Below are 21,352 nucleotides of genomic sequence, written 5' to 3'. Positions count from 1 at the left end.
CCGGGATCTGAGGCGATAGTCGGCTCTTAGCTCCACCGCGCAATTCACTACGCTATTTGCACAACAGATTCGAGGGACCGGTGAATCCACCCCTGACCACCTGGCCCACTTATGACAAGGGTGATGTCTTCCTCAGCCCGGAGGACCTCGCCGCAGCCATGGAGGCGCTCCGCGCCCAGCTGTTCTTCCGTTACGATTTCCGACCGCACGAGGAGACATTTACCGGGCTCTTCGAACGGCGGCTGTGCGAGGTGTTCGGCGCCCGGCACGCGCTGGCCTGCGCCAGTGGCACCACCGCGATCACGCTGAGCCTGCTCGCGCTCCAACTGCCCGCCGGCTCGCCGATCGCCTGCCCCGCGTTCACCTTCGCGGCCACGCCGAGCGCGATCCTGCTGGCCGGGCACCGGCCGGTGCTCGTGGAGTGCGAGGAGAACCTGCACCTCGACGTGCGCGACCTGCGCCGGGTGCTGGACGAGGGCGCCAAGGCGGTCGTGGTGGTGCACATGCGCGGCTTCGCCAGCGACATGCCGGAAATATGCCGACTGGCCGAGGAGTACGGCGCCTTCGTGGTCGAGGACGCGGTGCCCGCGCTCGGCGCGCGGCTCGATGGCCGCTACCTGGGCACATTTGGCCACTTCGGCGCCTTCAGCACTCAGTCCGACAAGTCGCTCAACACCGGAGAAGGCGGCTTCCTCCTCACCGACGACCCCGAAGCGTACGCCCGCGCGGTGGTCTACAGCGGCGCGTACGAAGGCCGGATGGCCCGCCACTTCCCTGGCCAGGTCCCGGACGTCGACGACCGGGCGTTCCCCATCTTCAGCTTCCGCATGGACGAGATCAGGGCGGCGCTCGCCGGTGCCCTGCTCCAGCGGCTGCCCGACCGGCTGGCCGCCCATCACCGCAACTACGGCTACGTGGCCGAGCGGCTCGCCGACCTCGACGAGATCGCGCTCCGGCAACCGGTGGCGCCCGGCGCGTACCTCGGCGAGGCGCTGGTCTTCCGGCTGCCCGGGGCCACGCCGCGGGAGTGCGCGGCGTTCGCCGCGGCCGTCGCGGCCGAGGGGGTCGACGCTCGCGCGCTCGGCGACCGCGACGACGTCAACGTCCGCGCCTTCTGGAACTGGCGGTTCCTGCTCGGCGACGACGCGCACGCCGCGCGGAGCCTCTTCCCGGCCTCGGCGCGCTACGTCAGCGAGGCGATCGACATCCCGCTCTCGGCCAATCTGACCCGCGCCGACTGCGACCGCCTGGTGGCGGCTGTCAGAAAAGCCGCCGCCGGGAGGCCCGCCGCCGAGACCGCCACAGCGGGAGAGACCGCCACCGCCGGACGGGCCGCGAGCCGATGACGCCGCGGGTGCTCTACGTCACGGGCTGGTGCAGGTCGGGCAGCACACTCCTCGGCAACCTGCTCAACGAGCTGCCGGGCGTCGCGCACGTGGGCGAGCTCAACTACCTGTGGTCCAACGGCGTGCTCTGCACCGGCACCAACAGCACCTGCGGCTGCGGCAAGGACCTGCGGGACTGCGAGGTGTGGCGGCAGGTGCTGCTCAAGGTGGACGGCCACGCCATCGCGACGGAGATGATCCGGCTGCACAACGCCCACCTGCGCACCCGCTTCACCCGCGAGCGCCTGCGCGAGGCCCGCGGCCTGGCCCCGCGGCCGCGCGACGTGCGGCGCGTCGGCGAGGTCAAACGGCGGCTCTACACCGCGATCGGCGAGGTGCTCGGCGCCGAGCTGATCGTCGACACCTCCAAGTTCCCCGCCGAGGCGGCCCACCTCATGGGCCTGCCCGACCTGCGCCCCCAGGTCCTGCACATGGTGCGCGACCCCAGGGCGACCGCGTACTCCTGGCACCGCGCCAAGGGCTACATCCCGGCCATGAGCCCCCTGCGCAGCAGCACGTACTGGACCGGCTTCAACGCGGCGTCGGAGTGGATCGCGAGCGCCTTCCCCGAAAGGTGCCTCCGGCTCAGGTACGAGGACTTCGCCGCCCGCCCCGCCGAGACGATCGGCCGGGTCATGGCGTGGGCGGGTCTCCCGCCGCCCGGCCCGGTGATCGACGGGGGCACCGCCCGGCTCGGCGTCAACCACACCGTGACGGGCAACCCCGACCGGTTGCGTACCGGGCCCGTGGCCATCAGGCCCGACGAGGCCTGGCGTACCGCCCTGCCGGCCGCGAGCGTCGCGCTGAGCACCCTGGCCGCGCTGCCGCTCATGGGCAGGTACGGCTACCACCTGAACGACCGGTAGGAGGACGCATGGAGTGGCGAAGCGACGCCGAGCACTGCTACCGGGAAGGCTGGTGGCGCGACACCACGCCCCTGGACGATCTCCGGCGGGCCGTGGAGCGCTTCCCCGGGCGCGTGGCGATCACGGCGCATCAGGCGGGCGCCGACGACCTGGTCAAACTGACGTACACGGATCTGTCCCGGCTGGTGGAGCGGTTCGCCGGGGCCCTGACCGAGCTGGGCGTCGGCCCGGGCGACGTGGTCGCGCTCCAGTTGCCGAACTGGTGGCAGTTCCCGCCGCTCGCGCTCGCCTGCATGCGGGTCGGCGCGGCGGTCAACCCCATCATCCCGATCCTCCGCAAACGCGAGGTCGGCTTCATGCTGGAACGTACGGAGGCGAAGGTCTGCGTCGCGCCCGCGTCGTTCCGCGGCTTCGACCACGCCGGGATGCTCGCGGAGATCGCCAAGGAGGTGCCGACGCTGCGGCACGCGGTGACCATCGGCGGCGGCCCGCTCGACTTCGACGACGTCTTCATGTCCGGCCGCGACGTCCGGCTCGGGCCGCAGGAGGCGAGCCCGGACGACCTGGCCCAGGTGATGTTCACCTCGGGCACGACGGGCGAGCCCAAGGGCGTCATGCACACCCACAACACGCTGTACGCCGGCATCCGCACCGAGGCGGAGGCCCTCGGACTGGACGAGGACCTGGTCGTCCACATGGGATCGCCCCTCACCCACCAGGCCGGCTACCTCTACTGCTTCCTGATGCCGCTCCAGCTCGGCGGCCGGGCGGTGTTCCAGGACGTGTGGGACCCGGACGTCATGCTCGGCCTGGTCGAGTCGGAAGGCGTCAACTTCGGCATGGGCGCCACCACGTTCGTGGTCGACGCCATCGCCGCGCAGCGGGCCCGCCCCCGAGACCTGAAGACCCTCGACTCCTTCGCCTGCGGCGGGTCACCGATCCCGCCCAAGGTGGTGGAGGAGGCGGGCGAGGTGCTCGGCGTGCGCATGTACGCGCTGTGGGGCATGACGGAGAACGCCACGGTCACGATCACCCGCCCCGAGGACCCGCCGGATCTCGCCGCGCGCTCCGACGGCCGGCCCGCGCCGTGGATGCAGGTCCGGATCGCCGGCGACCGGCTGCAGGTACGCGGCGCCAACCAGTGCGTCGGCTACTGGAAGCGCCCGGACCTGTACGGCGAGGCCCTCACGACCGACGGCTGGTTCGACACGGGCGACCTCGCCAGGGGCGACGGCCACGACGGCATCCGGATCACCGGCCGGGCCAAGGACCTGATCGTCAGGGGCGGGGAGAAGATCCCCGTGGTCGAGGTGGAGGCCGCGCTGTGGCGGCACCCGCGGATCAAGGAGGCCGCGCTGGTGGCCTATCCCGACGAGCGGCTCGGCGAGCGGGCGTGCGCCTTCGTCGTCCCGGATGGCGAGCCGCCGTCGCTCGCCGACGTACAGGGGCATCTGGAGCGGCTCGGCATGGCCCGGCAGTTCTGGCCGGAACGCCTGACGGTCGTGGCCGAGCTGCCGAAGACGGCGTCGGGCAAGGTGCAGAAGTTCGAGCTGCGGGAACGGATGGGCTGAGCATGGACTTCGCGTTCGACGGCGAGCAGGAGCGGCTGCGCGCCCGGGTGCGCGACTTCGCGGCCGAGCACCTCGCCCCGCACTACCAGTCCGACGACCGCGCCGCGGCCATGCGCCCCGAGCTGCCCGGCGAGCTGGCCCGCATGGGCCTGCTCGGCCTGCGCGTCCACCGGGAGTACGGCGGTTCGGGCGCCGACGCCGTGACCACCGGCCTGGTGCTCGAAGAGCTGGCCCGCGTCGACGTGAACAGCTGCTACCTGGTGCTCAACGCCGCGCTCGTGGCCGACATCCTCCAGGCCAACGCCTCGCCGGAGCAGCGGGGCGACTGGCTGCCCGCCCTGGCCTCGGGCGACCTGATCCCGGCCATCTGCCTGACGGAGCCCGAGCACGGATCGGACGCCGCCGCCATCGAGTTCCGCGCCACACCGCAGGACGGCGCCTGGCTGCTGCACGGCGAGAAGACCTCGATCATGCTCGGCATGACCGCCACGCACGGCCTGGTCTTCGCCAGGACGGGCGGTCAGGGGGCGCGCGGCGTCACCGCCTTCCTCGCCGACCTGGCCGCCGCCAAGCGGGAGGCGTTCACCGACCTCGGCAACCGCGCCGTGGGCCGCGCCCACCTGACCTTCGACGGCCTGTCCGCCGGGCCCGAGACGATCGTGGGCGGCGAGGGCCTCGGATTCGTCCAGGTCATGCGGGGTTTCGACTATTCGCGGGCGCTGATCGCGTTGATGGCGACGGGCACCGCTCAGGCGGCGATCGACGACGCGCTGGAGCGGGCGCGCACGCGCACCGCCTTCGGCCGCCCGCTCGGCGCCTTCCAGGGGCTCAGCTTCCCCCTGGTCGAGTACGCCACGCAGCTCCGCGCGGGCAGAGCGCTCTGCTACGAGGCGCTGTGGCGCAAGGACCAGGGGCTCCCGCACACGACCGAGGCGAACATGGTCAAGTGGTGGGTGCCGAGGATGGCCGCGGACGCCGTCCAGCAGGCGCTGCTCACGTTCGGGCAGGCCGGCTACTCGGAGGAACTGCGGCAGGCGCAGCGGCTGCGTGACGTGATCGCGCTGCAGATCGCCGACGGCACCGCCCAGATCACCAAGCTGGTCGTCGCCCGGCAGCTACTCGGCCGCGACTTCGCCCCCTGATTTTTCCGGAACGTACGGCGGGAGCTGGAGGCGGGCGCGGATACTCCGCTGGACGGTCACCTTGTCGTCGCGGGCGTCGACCGTCGTGACGTACTCCTTGCCGCGGAACAGCTCCACGACCGGGTCGATCTTGTCGTGGTATTCGCGCAGCCGCGTGGCGAGCGCGTCAGGGGCGTCGTCCTCGCGGGTGACGAGCTCGCCGCCGCACACGTCGCACCTGCCCTCGGTCGCCGGCCGGTGGGCGATCAGGTTGTAGTCCATGCCGCAGCGTGAGCACAGCCGCCTGGCCAGGACCCGCCGCCGCACCTCGTCGTCGGGCAGGTCGAGGTGGATCACGCCGTCGATGTCGTAGCTCTCCAGGAAGAACTCCGCCTGCCGCCGGCTGCGCGGGAAGCCGTCGATGATGAAGCCGTAGTTCCAGTCGTGCTGCTGGAGGCGCTCCCTGACGACGGCCTCGACCAGGTCGTCGCCCACGAGCTCGCCGGCCGCGACCAGGCGGCGGACCTGGGCGCCGAGCTTGGTGTGGCTTTTGACGTGCCAGCGGAAGATGTCGCCGACGCTGATGTGCACCAGGTCGAGATCGGTGGCCAGCAAGGTGCTCTGGGTGCCCTTGCCGCTGCCCTGCACGCCCAAGATCACGTATTTCCGCATGTCTCATTCTCCGTCGGGGACGGGGAGCATGATCTTACTGCCCGCGCCACCGCGATCGACGAGTTCCTGGACCCGCTGGGGAGAGTAGATCCCGTCCACGAGGAGCTGCGCGAGCCCGAGTATGCCCGCGTCGGGGTCGAGATCACTGCGGACGATCTGGAGATTGCGGGTGGCCAGCGGCAGGGACCGCCGGTAGACGATCTCGCGGATGCCGGCGAACAGCTGCTCGTCGGTGTGGGCGAGCTGGCCGCCGATCGCGATGATGCGCGGGTTGAACAGGTTGACGGTGTCGGCGATGGCGCCGCCGAGTATGCGGGCCGCGCGCCGGGCGAGTCGTACGGCGACCAGGTCGCCGGAGCGGATCAGCCGCACGGCGTCGTCGACGGTGGCGACGTCGCGGCCCGCCGCCTGGAGATCGCGGACGAGCGCCCAGCCCCCTGTGTACGCCTCCACGCAGCCGACGTTGCCGCACCGGCACAGCGGCGGCTCGGCCACGTCGTCGACCACCACCTGGATGTGGCCGATGTCGCCGGCCGCGCCGTCGGCCCCCCGGTGCACCTGGCCGCCCGCGATGAGGCCGGTGCCGACGCCGGTGCCGATCTTGACCATGAGCAGGTGCGGGACCCCGGGGTAGCGCAGGCGCTGCTCGCCGAAGGCCATCGCGTTGACGTCCTTGTCGACCAGCACCGGGCAGTTGTAGTGGGCGGTGAACCAGCCCGGGATGTCGAAGCGGTCCCAGCCGGTCATGATCGGCGGGCTGACCACCCGCCCGCTGGCGAAGTCGACCGGACCGGGCACGTCGATGCCGATGCCGAGCACGTCGCCGGGAACGTGGCCGCGCTCCTCGAGCAGCTCGGCGAACAGCTCGGACACGATCGTGAGGATCGCCGTCGGACCGGTCGTCACATCGGCGCGGACGTCGCGTTCGGCCCGCACCTCTCCGCCCAGGTCGCACACGGCGGTGCGCAGGCCGGTGGCGCCCACGTCGGCCACCAGCAGCACACCCCGGTCGCGGTTGACGACGAACTGGCCAGCGGGCCGGCCCTTCGTGCGCGCCTCCGTGGGCGCGGGGATGAGCAGTCCCGCGGCCAGCAGTCCGTCGAGGCGCTGGTTGACCGTCGTGCGCGACAGGCCGGTGTGACGCATGACGTCGGCTTTCGTGAGCCCGTCGGGGATGTCGCGGAACAAGCCGAGGATCTCCCCTGAGCTGACTCCCATCCGCAGCGCGGACACGCCTGTTATGGCCATTGGACCACTATATCGGTGACTGTTAGTACTCGTAAGTCAAGAAAGTTTCGTCTTAAAAAGTCGAAAGAAGGGTTGTCAGTCTTCAGAAGTAGCCGTACGGTCATCCCATCGACGCCGAAAGGGGCATCCGATGCACACGACCTCGCATGGCAGGCGAGCGACGGCGATCACCGCCGTTCTGGCGGCCGGAACACTGGCCCTGGGAGCGTGCGGCTCCAGCGTGTCCGCGGGTCCGACCGTCTCGACCGCCGGCGCCGCGACTCCGAACGTCGCCGCAGTGATCAAGGGGCTGGACAATCCGTTCTTCCAGACGATGAAGCAGGGCATGGACGAGCAGGCCAAGGCGGGCGGCGTGGCCCTCACGGTCCAGGCGGCCACCTCCATCACCGACACCACCGGACAGGCGGACAAGCTCAACGGCCTGGGCGGGCAGCCCTTCACCTGCTTCGTGGTCAACCCGATCACCGGCACCAACCTGATCCAGGGCCTGGCCAGGATCGCCGCGCAGAACAAGCCCATCGTCAACATCGACAGTCCGGTCGACCCCGGCGCGGCCAGGAGCGCCAACGTCAAGCTGGCCACCTACATCGGCACCGACAACGGCGAGGCGGGCAAGATGGCCGGGCAGCGGATGAGCCAGCTCGTGCCCTCCGGCGGTGACGTCGCGGTCGTCGGCGGCATCGCGGGTGACGTCACCAGCGGCGCCAGGGTCGAGGGGTTCCAGCAGGGCATCGGCACCAAGCTCAAGGTCGTCCAGACCGTCGCCGCCAACTGGGATCGCCAGACCGCGCTCACCGCCGCGACCGACCTCCTGCGCGCGCACCCGGACCTGAAGGGCCTCTTCGTCGCCAACGACGACATGGGGCTAGGCGTGTCGCGGGCCATCGCCAACGCCGGCCAGACGGGGAAGGTGAAGGTCATCAGCGTCGACGGCATCAAGGACGCCCTCGAAGCGGTCAAGGCCGGCACGCTGGACGGCACCGTCGCCCAGTACCCGTACGCGATGGGCCTGATGGGCATCGAGGCGTGCCAGGCCGCCACGGCGGGCAAGCCGCTGCCGGGCACGGTGAAGTCCCCGGTCGAGCTGGTCACCAAGGACAACGCGGACAAGGCTCTGGCGGCGACGCCCAAGCCGTTCGGCACCTACGCCGACCCGTTCAAGAGCCTCATCCAGTAGGACAGAGATGGCAAACACTGCAATCGCCGCACCCGAGCACGAGGCCTGGACCGCGCGTCTGAAGGACGTCGGCTTCTGGGCCGAGTGGGCGGCCCTCGTCGGGCTGATCGTCCTGGTGATCGTCTTCCAGGCGCTGAACCCGACGTTCCTGAGCGCGGGCAACATCGCGTCGATGCTGGTCGCCGCCGCCATCCTGATCATCCTCAGCGTGGGGCAGACGTTCGTCATCGCCACCGCGGGCATCGACCTGTCGATCGCCTCCGCGATGACCTTGGGCGCGGTCGCCTTCGGCCAGGTCTACTCGATGGGGATGGGCCTGGCGCTGTCGTGCCTGGCGGCCGTCGTCGCCTCCGGCCTGGTCGGCGTGGTCAACGGGGTGATCATCGCCCGGGGCAAGATCACCGACTTCATCGTCACGCTCGGCACCCTTTCTGCGGCCTCCGGGCTGGCGCTGATCCTCTCCGAGGGCAAGCCCGTGACGATCATCGACGCGACGCTGCTCGGGCTGTCGACCGGCGGGCTCGGGATCTTCGGCTGGTCGTTCGTCATCGCGGCGGTCGTCGCGGTGCTGGGGCACGTCCTGCTGTTCCACACCCGGTTCGGCACGCACGTGCTGGCCACGGGCGGCGCGGCGGAGTCCGCGACGGCCATGGGGATCAGCACCCAGCGCGTGAAGATCGCCGTCTACACGATCTCCGGCGCGCTCGCCGGGCTCGGGGCCATCCTGCTGGTCGCCCGCATCGGCGCGGCCGAGCCCGCCGCCAACACCGCCTTCCTGCTCAACTCCGTGGCCGCGGTCGTGCTCGGCGGGGTGAGCCTGTTCGGCGGGCGCGGCAGCATCATCGGCCCGGTCATCGGCGCGCTCCTGCTCATCGCGCTGGTCAACGGGCTGACGCTGCTCGGCGTCTCGCAGTTCTACCAGCCCCTCGCCGTCGGCATCGTCGTGGTGCTGGCCGCGCTCCTGACAAGGTTCCAACGATGACGAACACCCTGCTCGAATCCCGGAACGTGTCCCTGTCGTTCGGCAACGTCCGCGCCCTCGCCGACGTCTCGCTGTCCCTGCGTCAAGGCGAGATCACCGCCCTGGTCGGCGACAACGGCGCGGGCAAGTCCACGCTGGTCCGCTGTATCTCCGGCATCCACCGGCCCGACAACGGCCACATCATCTTCGACGGGGAGGAGAGCGACTTCCACTCTCCCGACGACGCCCGCAAGGCCGGCATCGAGACCGTCCACCAGAACCTGGCCCTCGTCGAGGACCTCACCGTGTGGCAGAACCTCTTCCTCAACCGCGAGCTCGTCCGCGGGTTCGGTCCCATCGCGTTCCTGGACCGGCGGGCGATGCAGACCCGCGCGCGGGAGATGGTCTCCACGCTCGCGGTCAACGTCCCCGCGGTGAAGTCCCGCGTCCGGCGCCTGTCCGGCGGGCAGCGCCAGGCCGTCGCCATCTGCCGCGCGGCGGGCTTCAGCTCCCGGCTCGTCATCATGGACGAGCCGACGGCCGCGCTCGGCGTCCAGGAGACGGCCCGGGTCGAGGAGCTCATCCTGCGGCTGCGCGACGAGGGGCACACGGTGCTCCTCATCAGCCACAACTTCGCGCAGGTCATGCGGCTCAGCGACCACGTCTGGGTGATGCGCGCCGGCCGCTGCGTCGGCGGGCGCCGTACGTCCGAGACGAACGGCGAGGAGATCGTCTCCCTCGTCACCGGCGCCGTCAGCCAGTGAGCCCCCACCAACGATCAACAGAAGGCACCACGATGACCCTCACCGCCACCACGACCAACCCCATCGGCGTGCACGCCCTCGTCTGGGCCGGCGACACCACGCCCGCGTCGGTGGAGCACGCGATCCGCAAGACCAAGGAGACCGGCTTCGACCTGCTCGAACTGTCGCTGCACGACTCCATCAACCTCGACGTCCCGGCCGCGCGCGACGCCCTGCGGTCCGCCGGTCTCGGCGTGGCGTGTTCGCGCGGACTCGCCTTCGACGCCGACGTCTCCAGCGACGACGCCGACGTGGTGGCGCGCGGCGAGAAGCTGCTGCAGGACTCGCTCGCCATCACCGGCGAACTCGGCGGCACGCACTTCACCGGCGCCCTCTACAGCGCCCTGGGCAAGTACGACCGCCCGCTCACCGACGCCGGGCGCCGCAACGTGGTGTCGGTGCTGCGCGGCCTGGCGCAGGAGGCGCGGCGGCGCGGCATGACGCTCGGCCTGGAGATCTGCAACCGCTACGAGACCAACGTCATCAACACCGCGCACGACGCGCTCCGGCTCGCGGACGACATCGGGGAGGACAATGTCCTCATTCACCTGGACACTTACCATATGAACATCGAAGAGGACGATCTCGTACGGCCAGTACGCGAGGTCGGATCCCGGCTCGGCTACGTCCACATCGGCGAGAACCACCGCGGCTATCTCGGCTCCGGGCACCTGGACTTCACCTCGTTCTTCCACGCGCTGGCCGACATCGGCTACCGCGGGCCGATCACCTTCGAGTCCTTCTCCTCGGCCGTGGTGGCGCGCGGCCTGTCGAACGACCTGGCCGTCTGGCGCAACCTGTGGTCCGACGGCGAGGACCTGGCCCGCCAGGCCCACGGCTTCATCGCCGGTCAGCTGCACGCGAGCCAGACTCGATGACGACCCTCGCCGACCTGGCCGCCCGAGCCCGCTCCCTCGTACGCGACGGCCACCGCGCGGTGCTGGGCATCACGGGCAGCCCCGGAGCCGGCAAGTCGACGCTCGCCGAGCACCTGATCCGGCTGCTGCGGCAGGACCAGCCCGCGCTCGACTGGGTGGCGCACGTGCCGATGGACGGCTTCCACCTCGCCGACGTGGAACTCGACCGGCTCGGCCGCCGCGACCGCAAGGGCGCCCCTGACACCTTCGACGCCGCCGGCTACGCCGCGCTGCTGCGCCGCCTGCGCGCGGACGAGGACGACGTGATCTACGCCCCCGCGTTCGAACGCGACCTGGAACAGCCGATCGCGGGCAGCATCCCGATCCCGCGGACCGCCCGCCTCATCGTCACCGAGGGCAACTACCTGCTGTTGGACCAGGGCGACTGGGCGCGGGTCCGGCCCCAGCTCGACGAGGTCTGGTACTGCGATCTCGACGAGACCGAACGGGTGCGACGGCTCGTCGCCCGCCACGAACAGTTCGGCAAGGAGCACGACGCCGCCGTGGCCTGGGTGATGGGCACCGACCAGCGGAACGCGATCCTGGTCAGCGGCACCCGTCCGGGCGCCGACCTGGTGATCTCCGACCCGACCCTGCGCACGCTGGAGGCCTAGCCGTACTGGCCACAGAGGTCGGTTACGGTGCCGGTGAGCGCCTCCCACGCCTGGCGGCTGTCGGTGCCGCTCTCATGGGGCCCGCGGAAGTCGTCCACGTAAAGGGCCACGTCCTCGATGGCCCAGCGCAGCCGGTAGAGGTCCATGACCTCCGGATCGGGCCGCCGCCCGGTGATGTCCGCGTACCGTGCCAGATCCTCCGGCCCGTCGGCGACCAGCCACAGATCCCGCTCGGGCCGCGCCAACCCCACCGTGTCCCAATCCACCAGCAGTGGGCCGCCGTCGGCCAGCACGAGGTTGCCGGGATGCGGCTCACCGTGGGTCACCACGAGGTGCTCGCCGCTCACCTCATCGGCCCGCCGGTCGAACTCGTCCAGCCGCTCCCGTAACCTCCCGGCGCTCTCGGCCACCAGAGCTCGGGCGGGTTCCGCGTACGGCCCGCCCTGCCAGACCCCGCCCGTCTCCCGGAGGGCGTCCTCCAGCCGATCCCGCGCCGGAATGCGCAGGGGCCGCACGGGAGCCGAAGCCGGCGGCACCGTACGGTGCAACTCGGCGAGCAGTTCCACGACCGCGGCGCGCTCGCCGGCCGCCAGGCTCTCGCCGAAATCCCCGGTGCGCCCGCTTACCAGCGGAAAGACGCTCACCGCATGCCGTTGGCCGAGCAGCCGAAGTGATTCGCCCCGGCCGGTGGCCAGGGGCGCGACGACGAAGTCCAGCCCCTGCTCGCGCAGGGCGACGGCGGTGTCCATGGCCTGCCGCAGCCCGCTCTCCGCGGAGCCTTCCTCGAACAGACCCTTCTGCGTCAGATCCGCGACCGTGACGAACCACCGCGGCCCATCGGCATCAGCCGCGACCCAGTGGTAGTCCCCGAACCCGACCGGCGCGTAGTCCAGCGAAACAGCCCCGATCCCCCAAGCGCCCAGGAGGTCGCGCAACGCCCGCTCATCAAGCCCCGCCGGCCGATCTTTCACGCCCGCCACCCTACCGACCCCACCCAGCCGAGCGTTTCGAATATCGCCCGGCCCCGGCGAACCAGATGGGCGCGGCTACGTCAGGACCAGCCAGGTTCTGCCGTCGGTCAGCTCTCGGGCGGCGTCGAGGTGCCCGGCGTGACACGCGGTCTCGGTGATCACATGCAGGATGATCGTACGCAGGTCGCGGGGCGGCGCGTCGCCGAAGAAGTCATCGGGCCACCAGACCGGTGGGGCGTCGAGCGGGGTGGCGGCGATGATGGCGTTCGCCAGCTCCGTCTCCCGCCGGTATGAGCCGAACACCGCCTCGGCCGTCACGTCGGGGGCCACCTGCCAGGCGGCGTCCCCCGTTTCGAGCTCGACCGACTCGCCGCCGACGACGGCGCGGAACCAGAATCGCTCGACGTCGAGGGCGAGGTGCCGCACCAGCCCCAGGCACGTCCAGCCCGACGGCAGCACCGGCCGTCGCAGCGCATCCTCCGGAAGGCCGTCCAGGATGCCGAGCACGTGATCGCGCTGACTGTTGAGGACTGCGAGGAGGGTCTCAGTCTCTTTGTTCATGGTGGCGCCGAGCTTAGCGACCGCAACCGACAAGATCCGGCCGCTTCATTCGGCCGGTCGAGGGCGCGGCGGGCCGCCGATCATGTGCGGCCCGGTGGTCTCGGAGCCGGACACGGGGGACAGCCCCGCCTCGATGAGCTGGCCGCGCAGCGCGGCCACGGTGCGTTCGAGGGCACGGATCTGGGCCTGGAACTGGCGGATCTGCTCGCGCATCGCCGCGGATCCGGTCTGTTCGCTGGCCAGGTCGGCGCTGAGCTGGGTGGCTTGGTCCTGCAGGCGGTCCACCTGCCGCTCCATCTGGGTCAGCGCGTCCTCGTAGATCGTTTTGGCGCGGACGTAGGCGTCGGCGTCGACCTTGGAGCGTTCCAGCTCGGCGTGGCGTTCGGCCTGCAGCAGCGCGGTCTGTTGCGTCTTCTTGTTGGCGTCGGTGGCGGAGCGGAAGGCGAGATAGGCCACGCCGAGCGGGACGATGCCGACGGAGAACTGGATCAGGAGGTTACTCAGGCTGGACACTGCCGCCTCCGATGGGCCGGATCACGCCGGTATAGGTGACTCCGTCATCGCTGTGCCAGGCGTTGACGGTGAGGGCGATGGCGAACTCGGTGCCGTCGCGGTGCAGGCCGACCAGCGGAATGATCCGCCCGGCCAGGTCCGAGCGACCGGAGGAGCGCACCCGGGCGAGTCCGGCGGAGTGCTGGGCGCGAAAGCGGGGCGGCATCAGCATCGTCAGCGATCGTCCGACCGCCTCGTCGATGGTCCAGCCGAACAGGCTCGCGGCTTGGGGGTTCCACGACTGGATGACCCCGGCGCCGTCGGCGACGATGACGGCCTCCGGCTCGGCCCCCGGCTCGGCCTCGCCACCCGGGAAGCGGCTCACCACGACGGCCTCGGGCCAGGTGGCGATCAGCGAGATCCAGCCGCCGAAAGCCAGCCAGACCGCGCCGCCGACCCACCCACGCGGGTTGGCACCGGTGAAGGTGGAGAACAGGTACACCAGGCCATACAACATGAGCAGGGCGGTGGCGACGGCGAAGGCCACGCGATCCGAGCGCATGAACATCTGCACCAGGCACAGAGCGCCGGTGGCACACCAGACCAGCGCCCACACGCCCAGGGGAGCGATGGAGGCCAGCATGGCGTATCCGGGGGCGACCCGCTGGTCAGCCGGTACGTACGCCAGAGAAGCGGCGATCGCCAGACTCAGCAGACCGACGAACGCCAGGGAGGCCCCACGCCGGCCGATGCGGTGCAGCACGCGGATGATCGTACGGCGAAAATGAGGGGCGCCGACATCGACTCTGTTACTCACGGTTGCTAGATTAATGCATATAGTGATGGATCGAGGGGTTATCCCTGACGATCCGTCGTGCGCTCTCCGCTACTCCGGCATCCGGACACGCAGAGCTCGGACGAACCAGTCGAGCACCGGCGCCAGGCTCTCCGGGGCCGACCAGCCGTTGATCACCGCGAGCAGCCGGAGATATCTCTCCCGGCGAGGATCGTTCGCGCTCTCCAGCCGCGCCAACAGCCGCCGCCGGAGGCCGTCGTCGTCGGGGCAGCCGAAAACGTTCGCGTAGCGAGCCGTGACCGCTGCGACGACCGCGTCGGCCTGGGGTGAGGCGGGGTCGAGGCCGGCCGCCACGGCCGGGCCGGCCTCCTCACGGACCATCGCGGCGGAGCCGCGGCGCAGGACCGCGGTGTCGCCCTGCGCCCGCTCGGCCGCGTACTGCTCGGCCATGCGCCGCATACCGGCGCGGAAGTCCGGATCCTGGGACAGTTCGGCCAGCTCGACCCATGCCTCGACCTGCTCGGCCTCGGGATTGTCCGGCAACTCGGGGGTCATCGAGCGCATGGCCCCGGCGAACTCGGGGAGGCCGCCGAAGGCGGTGTCGAGGAAGTCGCCGATCAGTCGCCGGCGTTCGTCCTCGGAGAGCTTGGCCAGTCTGTGCATGAGATCCATCTCCTCAGGTGTGGACCCGCGCCTGGCCACCGCCGTCAGCACCGCGCGCCGCAGCCGAAGCGTGCGGATCTGCACCGCCAGCGCGTCGGCGTGCGCCGCGGCGACCTCGGCGAGCGAGATCTCCCGGTCCACGACCTTCCGGATCGTGGGAAGATCCAGCCCCAGGTCGCGCAGCGTCCGTACGAGCTCCAGGCGGGCGAGGGCGTCGATGCCGTAGCGGCGGTAGCCGGCCGGGCTGCGGTCGGCCGGCGGCACGATCCCCTGATCGGAGTAGAACCGGATGGCCTTGACCGTCAGCCCGGTCCGCCGGGCCAGGTCACCGATCGAGTAGCGCGTGTCGCCGTCCATGCCCTCACCTTCGCGTCTCCCCTTACTGGAGACTCAAGCCCGGCGGCTACTCCCAGACGACGACGTTGCGGCGTACCGGAGCCGATCCCGAATCCGTCGCGAACAGCTCCGGCGAGTGCTCCCGGATGCGTTCGACGTCGTTGAAGACGGCTCTCAGGTGGGTGCGCATGGCCGTGCGGGCCAGCGCGACGTCGCCGGCGAGCACCGCGTCGAGGATCTGGACGTGCTGGGCGGCGAAGTCCGTCGCCGGGGTCTCGTGGAGGCCGAGCCGGCGCGCGCGATCGAGATGGCCCTTGGCCGATGCCACGGTCGTCCAGGCGCTGCCATGCCCGCTCAGCCGCAGCAGGCCTTGGTGGAAGGACTCATCGAGCTCGAAGAACCCCTCGAGATCAAGGCCCGGTTGCTGCTGCTCCCTGAGGTTGCGCCGGAGCTCGTCGACCAGCTGGGAGTCGAGCTCGGCGGGCAGGTCGTCGAGGGAGGCCATCTCCACGGCCTCGCGCAGGAACTGCGCGTCGGCCACCCTGGCCGGGTCGACACGTGAGACGAACGAACCGACCTGGGGAAAGATCTGGACCAGGCCCTCCTCGGACAGCAGGATCAAGCTCTCCCGGACCGGTGTGCGGCTCACCTTGAGCGAGGCCGCCAGCTCGTTCTCCGACAGGGCCGTCCCCGGCGGGAGCTCAAGGGTCAGGACCTTGCGGCGCAGGGCCTCGTAGACAGTGCGTCGGCTGGTCCGCCGCTGATTCGATCCGGCCACACGCTCACCCTACCGGCGCGGGACGCCTGAGCGAGCAGCCGATCCGCGGGCGCACAACTGGTATTGCGCATCTGTGCGACAGATGCTTGTATATCAGTACTGTGCGACCACGATGAAGGCTGTCCGAAGGAGTGGGACCTGTGAGCAAGATCGAGCGGGCCGAGGTGTTCGTCGCCTCCCCGGGGCGGACCTTCGTCACCTTGCGCATCACGACGTCGGACGGCGTGACCGGCCTCGGCGACGCCACACTGAACGGCCGTGAGCTCGCCGTCGCGAGCTACCTGCAGGAGCACCTCGTGCCCCTGCTGATCGGCAAGGATCCGGCGCGCATCGAGGACATGTGGCAGTACCTCTACCGTGGCGCGTACTGGCGCCGCGGCCCCGTCACGATGACGGCGATCTCCGCCGTGGACACGGCCCTGTGGGACATCAAGGGCAAGGTCGCCGGCCTGCCGGTCTACCAGCTGCTCGGCGGCCGTTCCCGCGACGGCGTCATGGTCTACTCGCACGCCAGCGGCGCGGACGTCCCCGCCCTGCTCGACGATGTCGAGCGGTTCCTCGATCTCGGCTACAAGGCGGTCCGCGCCCAGGCCGCCGTCCCGGACGTCGGTGGCACCTACGGGGTCCGCAAGGGCAAGGTGTACGAGCCGGCCGCGAGCTCGCTGCCCGACGAGCAGCCCTGGGACACCGAGGCCTACCTCGGGTTCGCGCCGACCTATCTCGAAGCCGTACGCGAGCGCTTCGGTTTCGGCTTCCACCTCCTGCACGACATCCACCACCGGCTCACCCCGATCGAGGCGGCCCGCTTCGGCAAGCGGGTCGAGGACTGCCGGCTGTTCTGGATGGAGGACCCGACCCCGGCCGAGAACCAGGAGTCGTTCCGGCTCATCCGGCAGCACACGACGACACCGATCGCGGTGGGGGAAGCGCTGACCTCCATCTGGGACGTCCAGCACCTCATCACCGAGCAGCTCATCGACTACGTGCGCACCACGGTCGTCCACGCCGGCGGGATCACGCACCTGCGCCGGATCTTCGACCTGGCCGCGCTCTACCAGGTCCGCACCGGTTCGCACGGGGCGACGGACCTGTCGCCGATCACCCTCGCCGCCGCGGTGCACGTCGACATCTCGGTGCCGAACTTCGGCATCCAGGAGTACATGGGCCACGCGGACGAGACCGCGGAGGTCTTCCGCAGCGGAGTGACGCTGTCCGACGGCATGCTGTACCCGTCGGAGGAGCCCGGTCTCGGCGTCGAGTACGACGAGAAGGAGGCCGCGCGCTTCCCCTACGAGGCCCGCTACCTGCCGGTCGCGCGGCGCCTCGACGGTTCGGTGCATGACTGGTGAAGACCTTGACGGCGCCCTCGCTGAGCCGCGCCACGCTCGACCGGATCGCTCCCGAGCTGCGCCCGGCCGTCGATCCCCGGCAGCTTCGCCCGCGGATCGTGCACTTCGGCCTCGGCGCCTTCCACCGGGCACACCAGGCGGTCTACACCGAGAACGCGGCAGCCCGCGGCGGCGAGCCGTGGGGCATCGTCGCCGTGGCCCCGAACTCGACGCGGGTGGTCAAGGCCATGCGCGCCCAGGACTGCCTGTACTCGGTGACCGAACGCCACCCGGCGACCACCGCCACCCGCGCGGTCGGGTCGATCGTCGACGCGCTGGGGCTGCGCCCGGACGCCGAGCGGGTCGACGACCTGCTCGCCGACCCCGACGTCACCGTGCTGACCCTGACGATCACCGAGAACGGCCACTACCGCCGCCCCGGCACCGGCGAGCTCGACACCGGCGCACCGCTGATCGCCGCCGACCTCGCGGCGCGGCGGACGGCGGACATCACCACGGTCGTCGGCCGGCTCGCCGCGGGGCTCGCCGCGCGGATGCGGGTCAACGGCGCCCCGATCAGCGTCGTGTCCTGCGACAACATGGCCGCCAACGGCGCCGCGCTCGGCACGGTGGTCCGGGGCTTCGTCGAAGCCTCGTCGTGGCCGGACCGGCGGGCCGTCCTCGACTGGCTGGCCACCTCGGTCGCCTTCCCCGCCACGATCGTCGACCGCATCGTGCCCGCGACGACCGACGCGGACCGGGCGGCGGCCTGTAGCGCGCTCGGCGTGCGCGACGAGGTGGCGGTCGTCGGCGAGCCGTACCGGCAGTGGGTTCTGGAGGACTCCTTCGCCGGCCCGCGTCCGCCGTGGGAGCTCGACGGCGCCCTGTTCGTCCCCGACGTCGGGCCGTACCAGCTCACGAAGCTGCGGCTGCTCAACGGGTCCCACTCGGCCATGGCCTATCTCGGGGCGGCGGCGGGCTGCGCGACGATCGCCGACGTCATGGCGACCGGCTGGGGTGAACGGCTGGTCCGGGCCCTGGGCGCGGAGCTCGCACCGACACTGCCAGCCGACGGGCCGAACCCGGCCACGTACACTGACGACCTGGTCGAGCGGTTCCGCAACCCCGGGATGCGGCACCTGCTCCGGCAGATCGGCTCCGACGGCTCCCGGAAGATCCCGGAACGCTGGTTCGGCGCCCTCCGCTCGCTGCGCGCCGCCGCCGCCGCCACTCCGACGCTCGAGCTCGCGCTCGCCGCCTGGGCGAACGCGACCCGGCCCGCCGGCGGCGAGCAGCTGTTCGGCACGACGGACCCCGCCGCCGCGGAGCTGGCGGCCTGCTGGCACGAGACATCCGATCACGAAGACACCATCCGCCGGCTGCTCAGCGTGCTGGGCGCGGCGGACCTGGCCGGGGACGGCGCACTCGTCTCCGGCACCGCCGCCCGGCTCCCCGCACTGCGGGCCGGCCGCGTCGAGATCTGAACCCACCACGGAGTTCCCATGAAAGACAGCACACAGACGGAGCCCGCGGGCCCCGTGACAAGGACGACCCGTGACCTCGTCAGGGCGGCCATGTCCGGCTGGCTCGGCACGGCGATGGAGTTCATGGACTTCCAGCTCTACTCGCTGGCGGCCGCCATCGTCTTCAACAAGATCTTCTTCCCGGACGTCAGCCCGGCGATCGGGCTGATCGCCGCCATGGCCACCTACGGCGTCGGATACGTCGCCCGGCTGGCCGGCGCCATCTACTTCGGCCGGATGGGCGACCGGATCGGCCGCAAGAAGGTCCTGATCACCACCATCCTGCTGATGGGCGCGTCGACCACGCTGATCGGCGTGCTGCCGACCTACGCGGTGATCGGCATCCTGGCCCCGATCCTGCTGGTCGTCCTGCGGCTCATCCAGGGCTTCGGGGCCGGCGCGGAGATCGCCGGAGCCACGGTCATGCTCGCCGAGTACGCCCCCGTGAAGCGGCGCGGCCTGGTCGCGTCGCTGGTGTCGCTCGGCACCAACACCGGCACGCTGGCGGCGTCGGGCCTGTGGGCGATCCTGCTCGCCGTCCTCAGTGAGGAGCAACTGCTCACGTGGGGGTGGCGGCTGCCGTTCCTGCTGAGCTTCGTGCTCATGGTGTTCGCGGTATGGGTACGCCGCAATCTCAAGGAGAGCCCGGTCTTCGAAGAGCGGCCCGACGTCGTGGACGGCGTCGCGATGTCCCGTACCGAGGCCGAGGCCGTCTTCCAGGAGGAGAACAAGAGCGTTCTCGAGGCCGGGCTCCGGCAGCGCAAGGGCAAGGCGTTCTTCCTGGCCCTCGGGTTGAGGTTCGGTCAGGCCGGCAACTCGGGCCTGGTCCAGACCTTCCTCGTCGGCTATCTCGCCACCACGCTGCTTGTCGACCGGTCGATCCCGACCAGCGCCATCGTCTACGGCTCGTTGCTGGGGTTCGCCACCGTGCCGCTGGTCGGCCTGCTCGGCGACCGGTTCGGCCGCCGCCCCATGTACATCGCGGTGACCCTGCTGACCGTCGCCTTCGCGTTCCCGATGATGCTGCTGATCACCTCCGGCAGCACGGCCGCCCTGATGCTGGGCATGATCTTCGGGCTGAACATCGGCGTCCTGAGCCTGTTCTCGCTGGAGAGCGTCACGATGGCCGAGCTGTTCGGCTCCCGGACCCGCTTCACCCAGCTCGCCCTCGCCAAGGAGATCGGCGGCATCCTGGCCACCGCCATCGGCCCGGTCGTCGCGGCGACCCTCACCGCCGTCACCGGTAGCTGGTGGCCCATCGCGGCGATGCTCGTCGTCTACTCCCTCATCACCCTGCTGTCCACGATCCTCGCCCCGGAGACCCGCGGACGCGACCTGGTCCTTCTGGAGGACGCAGCATGAAGTCCGTCGTCGTGCACGGCCCCGGCGACCTCCGGATCGACGAACGCCCCGATCCGGTGCCCGGGGAAGCGGAGGTCCTCCTCGCCATGGAATGGGGCGGGATCTGCGGCTCCGACATCACGTACTGGAAGCACGGGGCCTCCGGGACCGCCGTACTCAGGCACCCGCTGGTGCTCGGGCACGAGGTCGCCGGCCGGATCGCCGGCCTCGGCCCGGGTGTCCGCGGTCTCGCGGTGGGCCAGCCGGTCACCGTGCACCCGGCCGAGCTGATCGGTGACGGCCGCCTGCCCGACCGGCTCGCCGGCCGTACGAACCTCTACCCCCGGATCCGCTACTTCGGATCGGCCGCCTTCGATCCCCACACCGACGGCGTTTTCAGCGAGTACCGCGTGGTCCGCGCGGCCCAGGTCCGGCCCCTGCCCGAAGGCGTCGGCACCGAGCACGGCGCCCTCGCCGAGCCTCTGGCCGTGGCGATGCACGCCGTGTCCCGCGCCGGGGATCTGCGTGGGAAGACCGTGCTGGTCAACGGCGCCGGCTCGATCGGCTCACTGGTCGTGGCCGCCGCGAAACACCGCGGAGCGGCCACGGTCATCGCCACGGACATCGCCAAGACCTCCCTCGCCGTCGCCCGCGCCATGGGCGCGGACGAGACCTTCGACGTCAGCGGCGACGCGGCGCTCCCCGAGGATGTCGAGCTGGTCTTCGAGGCCTCGGGTGCGCCGGCCGCGCTCGGCTCCGTCCTGCGGGCGACGGCCCGCGGCGGCACCCTCGTCCAGGTCGGCAACCTCCCCGGGACGCCCGCCCTCGCGGCCCTGGGCGACCTGGTGACCAGGGAGATCACCTGGATCGGCTCGTACCGCTTCGCCGAGGAGATCGACGAGGCCCTGGACGCGATGCGGGACGGCCTCGACGTCTCCCCGATCATCAGCCACCGCTTCACCCTCGACCAGGCCGCCGAGGCACTCGTCGTCGCCGCCGACCCGGCGAGCGGCAGCAGCAAGGTGATGCTGCGGCTGGGCGGGACGGCCTCGGAAGCCGGGGACGCGTAACGAAGCCGGCCATGACTCGCCGGAGTCGCGGGCAACGAAGCCGGCCATGGCTCACCGGAGTGGCGGGCAAGGAATCCGGCCATGGCTCGCCGGAGTGGCGGGCAACGGAGCCGGTCATGGCGGCTCGCCGGATCGGACGTCCGGTCAGCCGCCCGCGA

21 protein-coding genes are annotated in these 21,352 nt (G+C 71.0%); 13 read left to right on the top strand and 8 right to left on the bottom strand.

The annotated features are described in order from the left end of the window. Positions 1 to 80: 80 nt before the first annotated feature. Genes ACGFNP_RS27915 through ACGFNP_RS27900 form a run of 4 tightly spaced genes read left to right on the top strand, consistent with a single transcriptional unit; the run spans position 81 to position 4,964 of the window. Positions 81 to 1,346, top strand: coding sequence for a DegT/DnrJ/EryC1/StrS family aminotransferase (locus tag ACGFNP_RS27915; protein ID WP_393323838.1), 1,266 nt, complete (start codon positions 81 to 83; stop codon positions 1,344 to 1,346). Between the two features lie 8 nt (positions 1,347 to 1,354). Then, a complete protein-coding gene (locus ACGFNP_RS27910; RefSeq protein WP_358313616.1) occupies positions 1,355 to 2,251 on the top strand; it encodes a sulfotransferase in 897 nt (298 codons plus the stop codon). 8 nt (positions 2,252 to 2,259) lie between these two features. Next, complete coding sequence (locus tag ACGFNP_RS27905) at positions 2,260 to 3,822, top strand: AMP-binding protein (protein ID WP_358313619.1); 1,563 nt, start codon at positions 2,260 to 2,262, stop codon at positions 3,820 to 3,822. Between the two features lie 2 nt (positions 3,823 to 3,824). After that, positions 3,825 to 4,964 (top strand): acyl-CoA dehydrogenase family protein, encoded by a 1,140-nt coding sequence (locus ACGFNP_RS27900; protein WP_358313622.1) that lies wholly within the window; start codon positions 3,825 to 3,827, stop codon positions 4,962 to 4,964. On the opposite strand, the gene ACGFNP_RS27895 is transcribed toward ACGFNP_RS27900, so the two are convergent. Beyond that, positions 4,938 to 5,615 carry a nucleoside monophosphate kinase gene (locus tag ACGFNP_RS27895; protein ID WP_358313625.1) on the bottom strand — a complete coding sequence of 226 codons (678 nt, stop codon included), beginning with the start codon at positions 5,613 to 5,615 and terminating at the stop codon, positions 4,938 to 4,940. The two genes, ACGFNP_RS27900 and ACGFNP_RS27895, sit on opposite strands and share 27 nt — an antisense overlap. A 3-nt stretch (positions 5,616 to 5,618) precedes the next feature. Then, positions 5,619 to 6,863 carry an ROK family protein gene (locus ACGFNP_RS27890; protein WP_358313628.1) on the bottom strand — a complete coding sequence of 415 codons (1,245 nt, stop codon included), beginning with the start codon at positions 6,861 to 6,863 and terminating at the stop codon, positions 5,619 to 5,621. Positions 6,864 to 6,993: 130 nt separating this feature from the next. On the opposite strand from ACGFNP_RS27890, the gene ACGFNP_RS27885 reads away from it, so the two are divergent. The 5 genes from ACGFNP_RS27885 to ACGFNP_RS27865 are packed head-to-tail and all read left to right on the top strand — an operon-like array spanning position 6,994 to position 11,335. Beyond that, complete coding sequence (locus ACGFNP_RS27885) at positions 6,994 to 8,040, top strand: substrate-binding domain-containing protein (protein WP_393323832.1); 1,047 nt, start codon at positions 6,994 to 6,996, stop codon at positions 8,038 to 8,040. Between the two features lie 7 nt (positions 8,041 to 8,047). Next, positions 8,048 to 9,022 carry an ABC transporter permease gene (locus tag ACGFNP_RS27880; RefSeq protein ID WP_358313634.1) on the top strand — a complete coding sequence of 325 codons (975 nt, stop codon included), beginning with the start codon at positions 8,048 to 8,050 and terminating at the stop codon, positions 9,020 to 9,022. Continuing rightward, entirely contained in the window at positions 9,019 to 9,765 is a 747-nt protein-coding gene (locus tag ACGFNP_RS27875) for an ATP-binding cassette domain-containing protein (RefSeq protein WP_358313637.1), read from the top strand. The genes ACGFNP_RS27880 and ACGFNP_RS27875 overlap by 4 nt, the downstream gene beginning before the upstream one ends. Before the next feature lie 32 nt (positions 9,766 to 9,797). Further along, the gene (locus ACGFNP_RS27870) at positions 9,798 to 10,682 is read left to right on the top strand and encodes a sugar phosphate isomerase/epimerase family protein (protein ID WP_393323827.1); all 885 of its coding nucleotides are present in this window, start codon (positions 9,798 to 9,800) and stop codon (positions 10,680 to 10,682) included. Continuing rightward, positions 10,679 to 11,335 carry a nucleoside/nucleotide kinase family protein gene (locus ACGFNP_RS27865; protein ID WP_393323824.1) on the top strand — a complete coding sequence of 219 codons (657 nt, stop codon included), beginning with the start codon at positions 10,679 to 10,681 and terminating at the stop codon, positions 11,333 to 11,335. The genes ACGFNP_RS27870 and ACGFNP_RS27865 overlap by 4 nt, the downstream gene beginning before the upstream one ends. On the opposite strand, the gene ACGFNP_RS27860 is transcribed toward ACGFNP_RS27865, so the two are convergent. The 6 genes from ACGFNP_RS27860 to ACGFNP_RS27835 form a co-directional block, all read right to left on the bottom strand. Then, a complete protein-coding gene (locus tag ACGFNP_RS27860) occupies positions 11,332 to 12,306 on the bottom strand; it encodes a phosphotransferase (protein ID WP_393323821.1) in 975 nt (324 codons plus the stop codon). The genes ACGFNP_RS27865 and ACGFNP_RS27860 overlap by 4 nt on opposite strands. A gap of 75 nt (positions 12,307 to 12,381) precedes the next feature. Continuing rightward, on the bottom strand, positions 12,382 to 12,867 hold the full coding sequence (locus tag ACGFNP_RS27855; protein ID WP_358313649.1) for a DinB family protein: 486 nt from the start codon (positions 12,865 to 12,867) through the stop codon (positions 12,382 to 12,384). Positions 12,868 to 12,912: 45 nt separating this feature from the next. After that, the gene (locus ACGFNP_RS27850) at positions 12,913 to 13,380 is read right to left on the bottom strand and encodes a hypothetical protein (RefSeq protein WP_393323817.1); all 468 of its coding nucleotides are present in this window, start codon (positions 13,378 to 13,380) and stop codon (positions 12,913 to 12,915) included. Continuing rightward, positions 13,364 to 14,176: a PAS domain S-box protein gene (locus ACGFNP_RS27845; protein WP_393323814.1), complete on the bottom strand. Its 813-nt coding sequence runs from the start codon at positions 14,174 to 14,176 to the stop codon at positions 13,364 to 13,366. The genes ACGFNP_RS27850 and ACGFNP_RS27845 overlap by 17 nt, the downstream gene beginning before the upstream one ends. 69 nt (positions 14,177 to 14,245) lie before the next feature. Beyond that, the gene (locus tag ACGFNP_RS27840; RefSeq protein WP_393323811.1) at positions 14,246 to 15,175 is read right to left on the bottom strand and encodes a MerR family transcriptional regulator; all 930 of its coding nucleotides are present in this window, start codon (positions 15,173 to 15,175) and stop codon (positions 14,246 to 14,248) included. 46 nt (positions 15,176 to 15,221) lie between these two features. Then, on the bottom strand, positions 15,222 to 15,932 hold the full coding sequence (locus tag ACGFNP_RS27835; RefSeq protein WP_393323808.1) for a GntR family transcriptional regulator: 711 nt from the start codon (positions 15,930 to 15,932) through the stop codon (positions 15,222 to 15,224). A 140-nt stretch (positions 15,933 to 16,072) separates the two neighbouring features. On the opposite strand from ACGFNP_RS27835, the gene manD reads away from it, so the two are divergent. Genes manD through ACGFNP_RS27815 form a run of 4 tightly spaced genes read left to right on the top strand, consistent with a single transcriptional unit; the run spans position 16,073 to position 21,194 of the window. Continuing rightward, positions 16,073 to 17,281: a D-mannonate dehydratase ManD gene (manD, locus tag ACGFNP_RS27830; protein ID WP_393323805.1), complete on the top strand. Its 1,209-nt coding sequence runs from the start codon at positions 16,073 to 16,075 to the stop codon at positions 17,279 to 17,281. Continuing rightward, positions 17,278 to 18,744 (top strand): mannitol dehydrogenase family protein, encoded by a 1,467-nt coding sequence (locus ACGFNP_RS27825; RefSeq protein ID WP_393323802.1) that lies wholly within the window; start codon positions 17,278 to 17,280, stop codon positions 18,742 to 18,744. Before manD ends, ACGFNP_RS27825 begins: the two co-directional genes overlap by 4 nt. A gap of 18 nt (positions 18,745 to 18,762) precedes the next feature. Beyond that, the gene (locus tag ACGFNP_RS27820; RefSeq protein ID WP_358313669.1) at positions 18,763 to 20,145 is read left to right on the top strand and encodes an MFS transporter; all 1,383 of its coding nucleotides are present in this window, start codon (positions 18,763 to 18,765) and stop codon (positions 20,143 to 20,145) included. Beyond that, positions 20,142 to 21,194, top strand: coding sequence for an L-idonate 5-dehydrogenase (locus ACGFNP_RS27815; RefSeq protein ID WP_393323798.1), 1,053 nt, complete (start codon positions 20,142 to 20,144; stop codon positions 21,192 to 21,194). The genes ACGFNP_RS27820 and ACGFNP_RS27815 overlap by 4 nt, the downstream gene beginning before the upstream one ends. Positions 21,195 to 21,352 lie beyond the last annotated feature (158 nt).

Source organism: Nonomuraea sp. NPDC049269 (assembly GCF_043197155.1).
GTDB lineage: Bacteria > Actinomycetota > Actinomycetes > Streptosporangiales > Streptosporangiaceae > Nonomuraea.
This window is presented reverse-complemented; position numbering and strand designations above follow the sequence as displayed.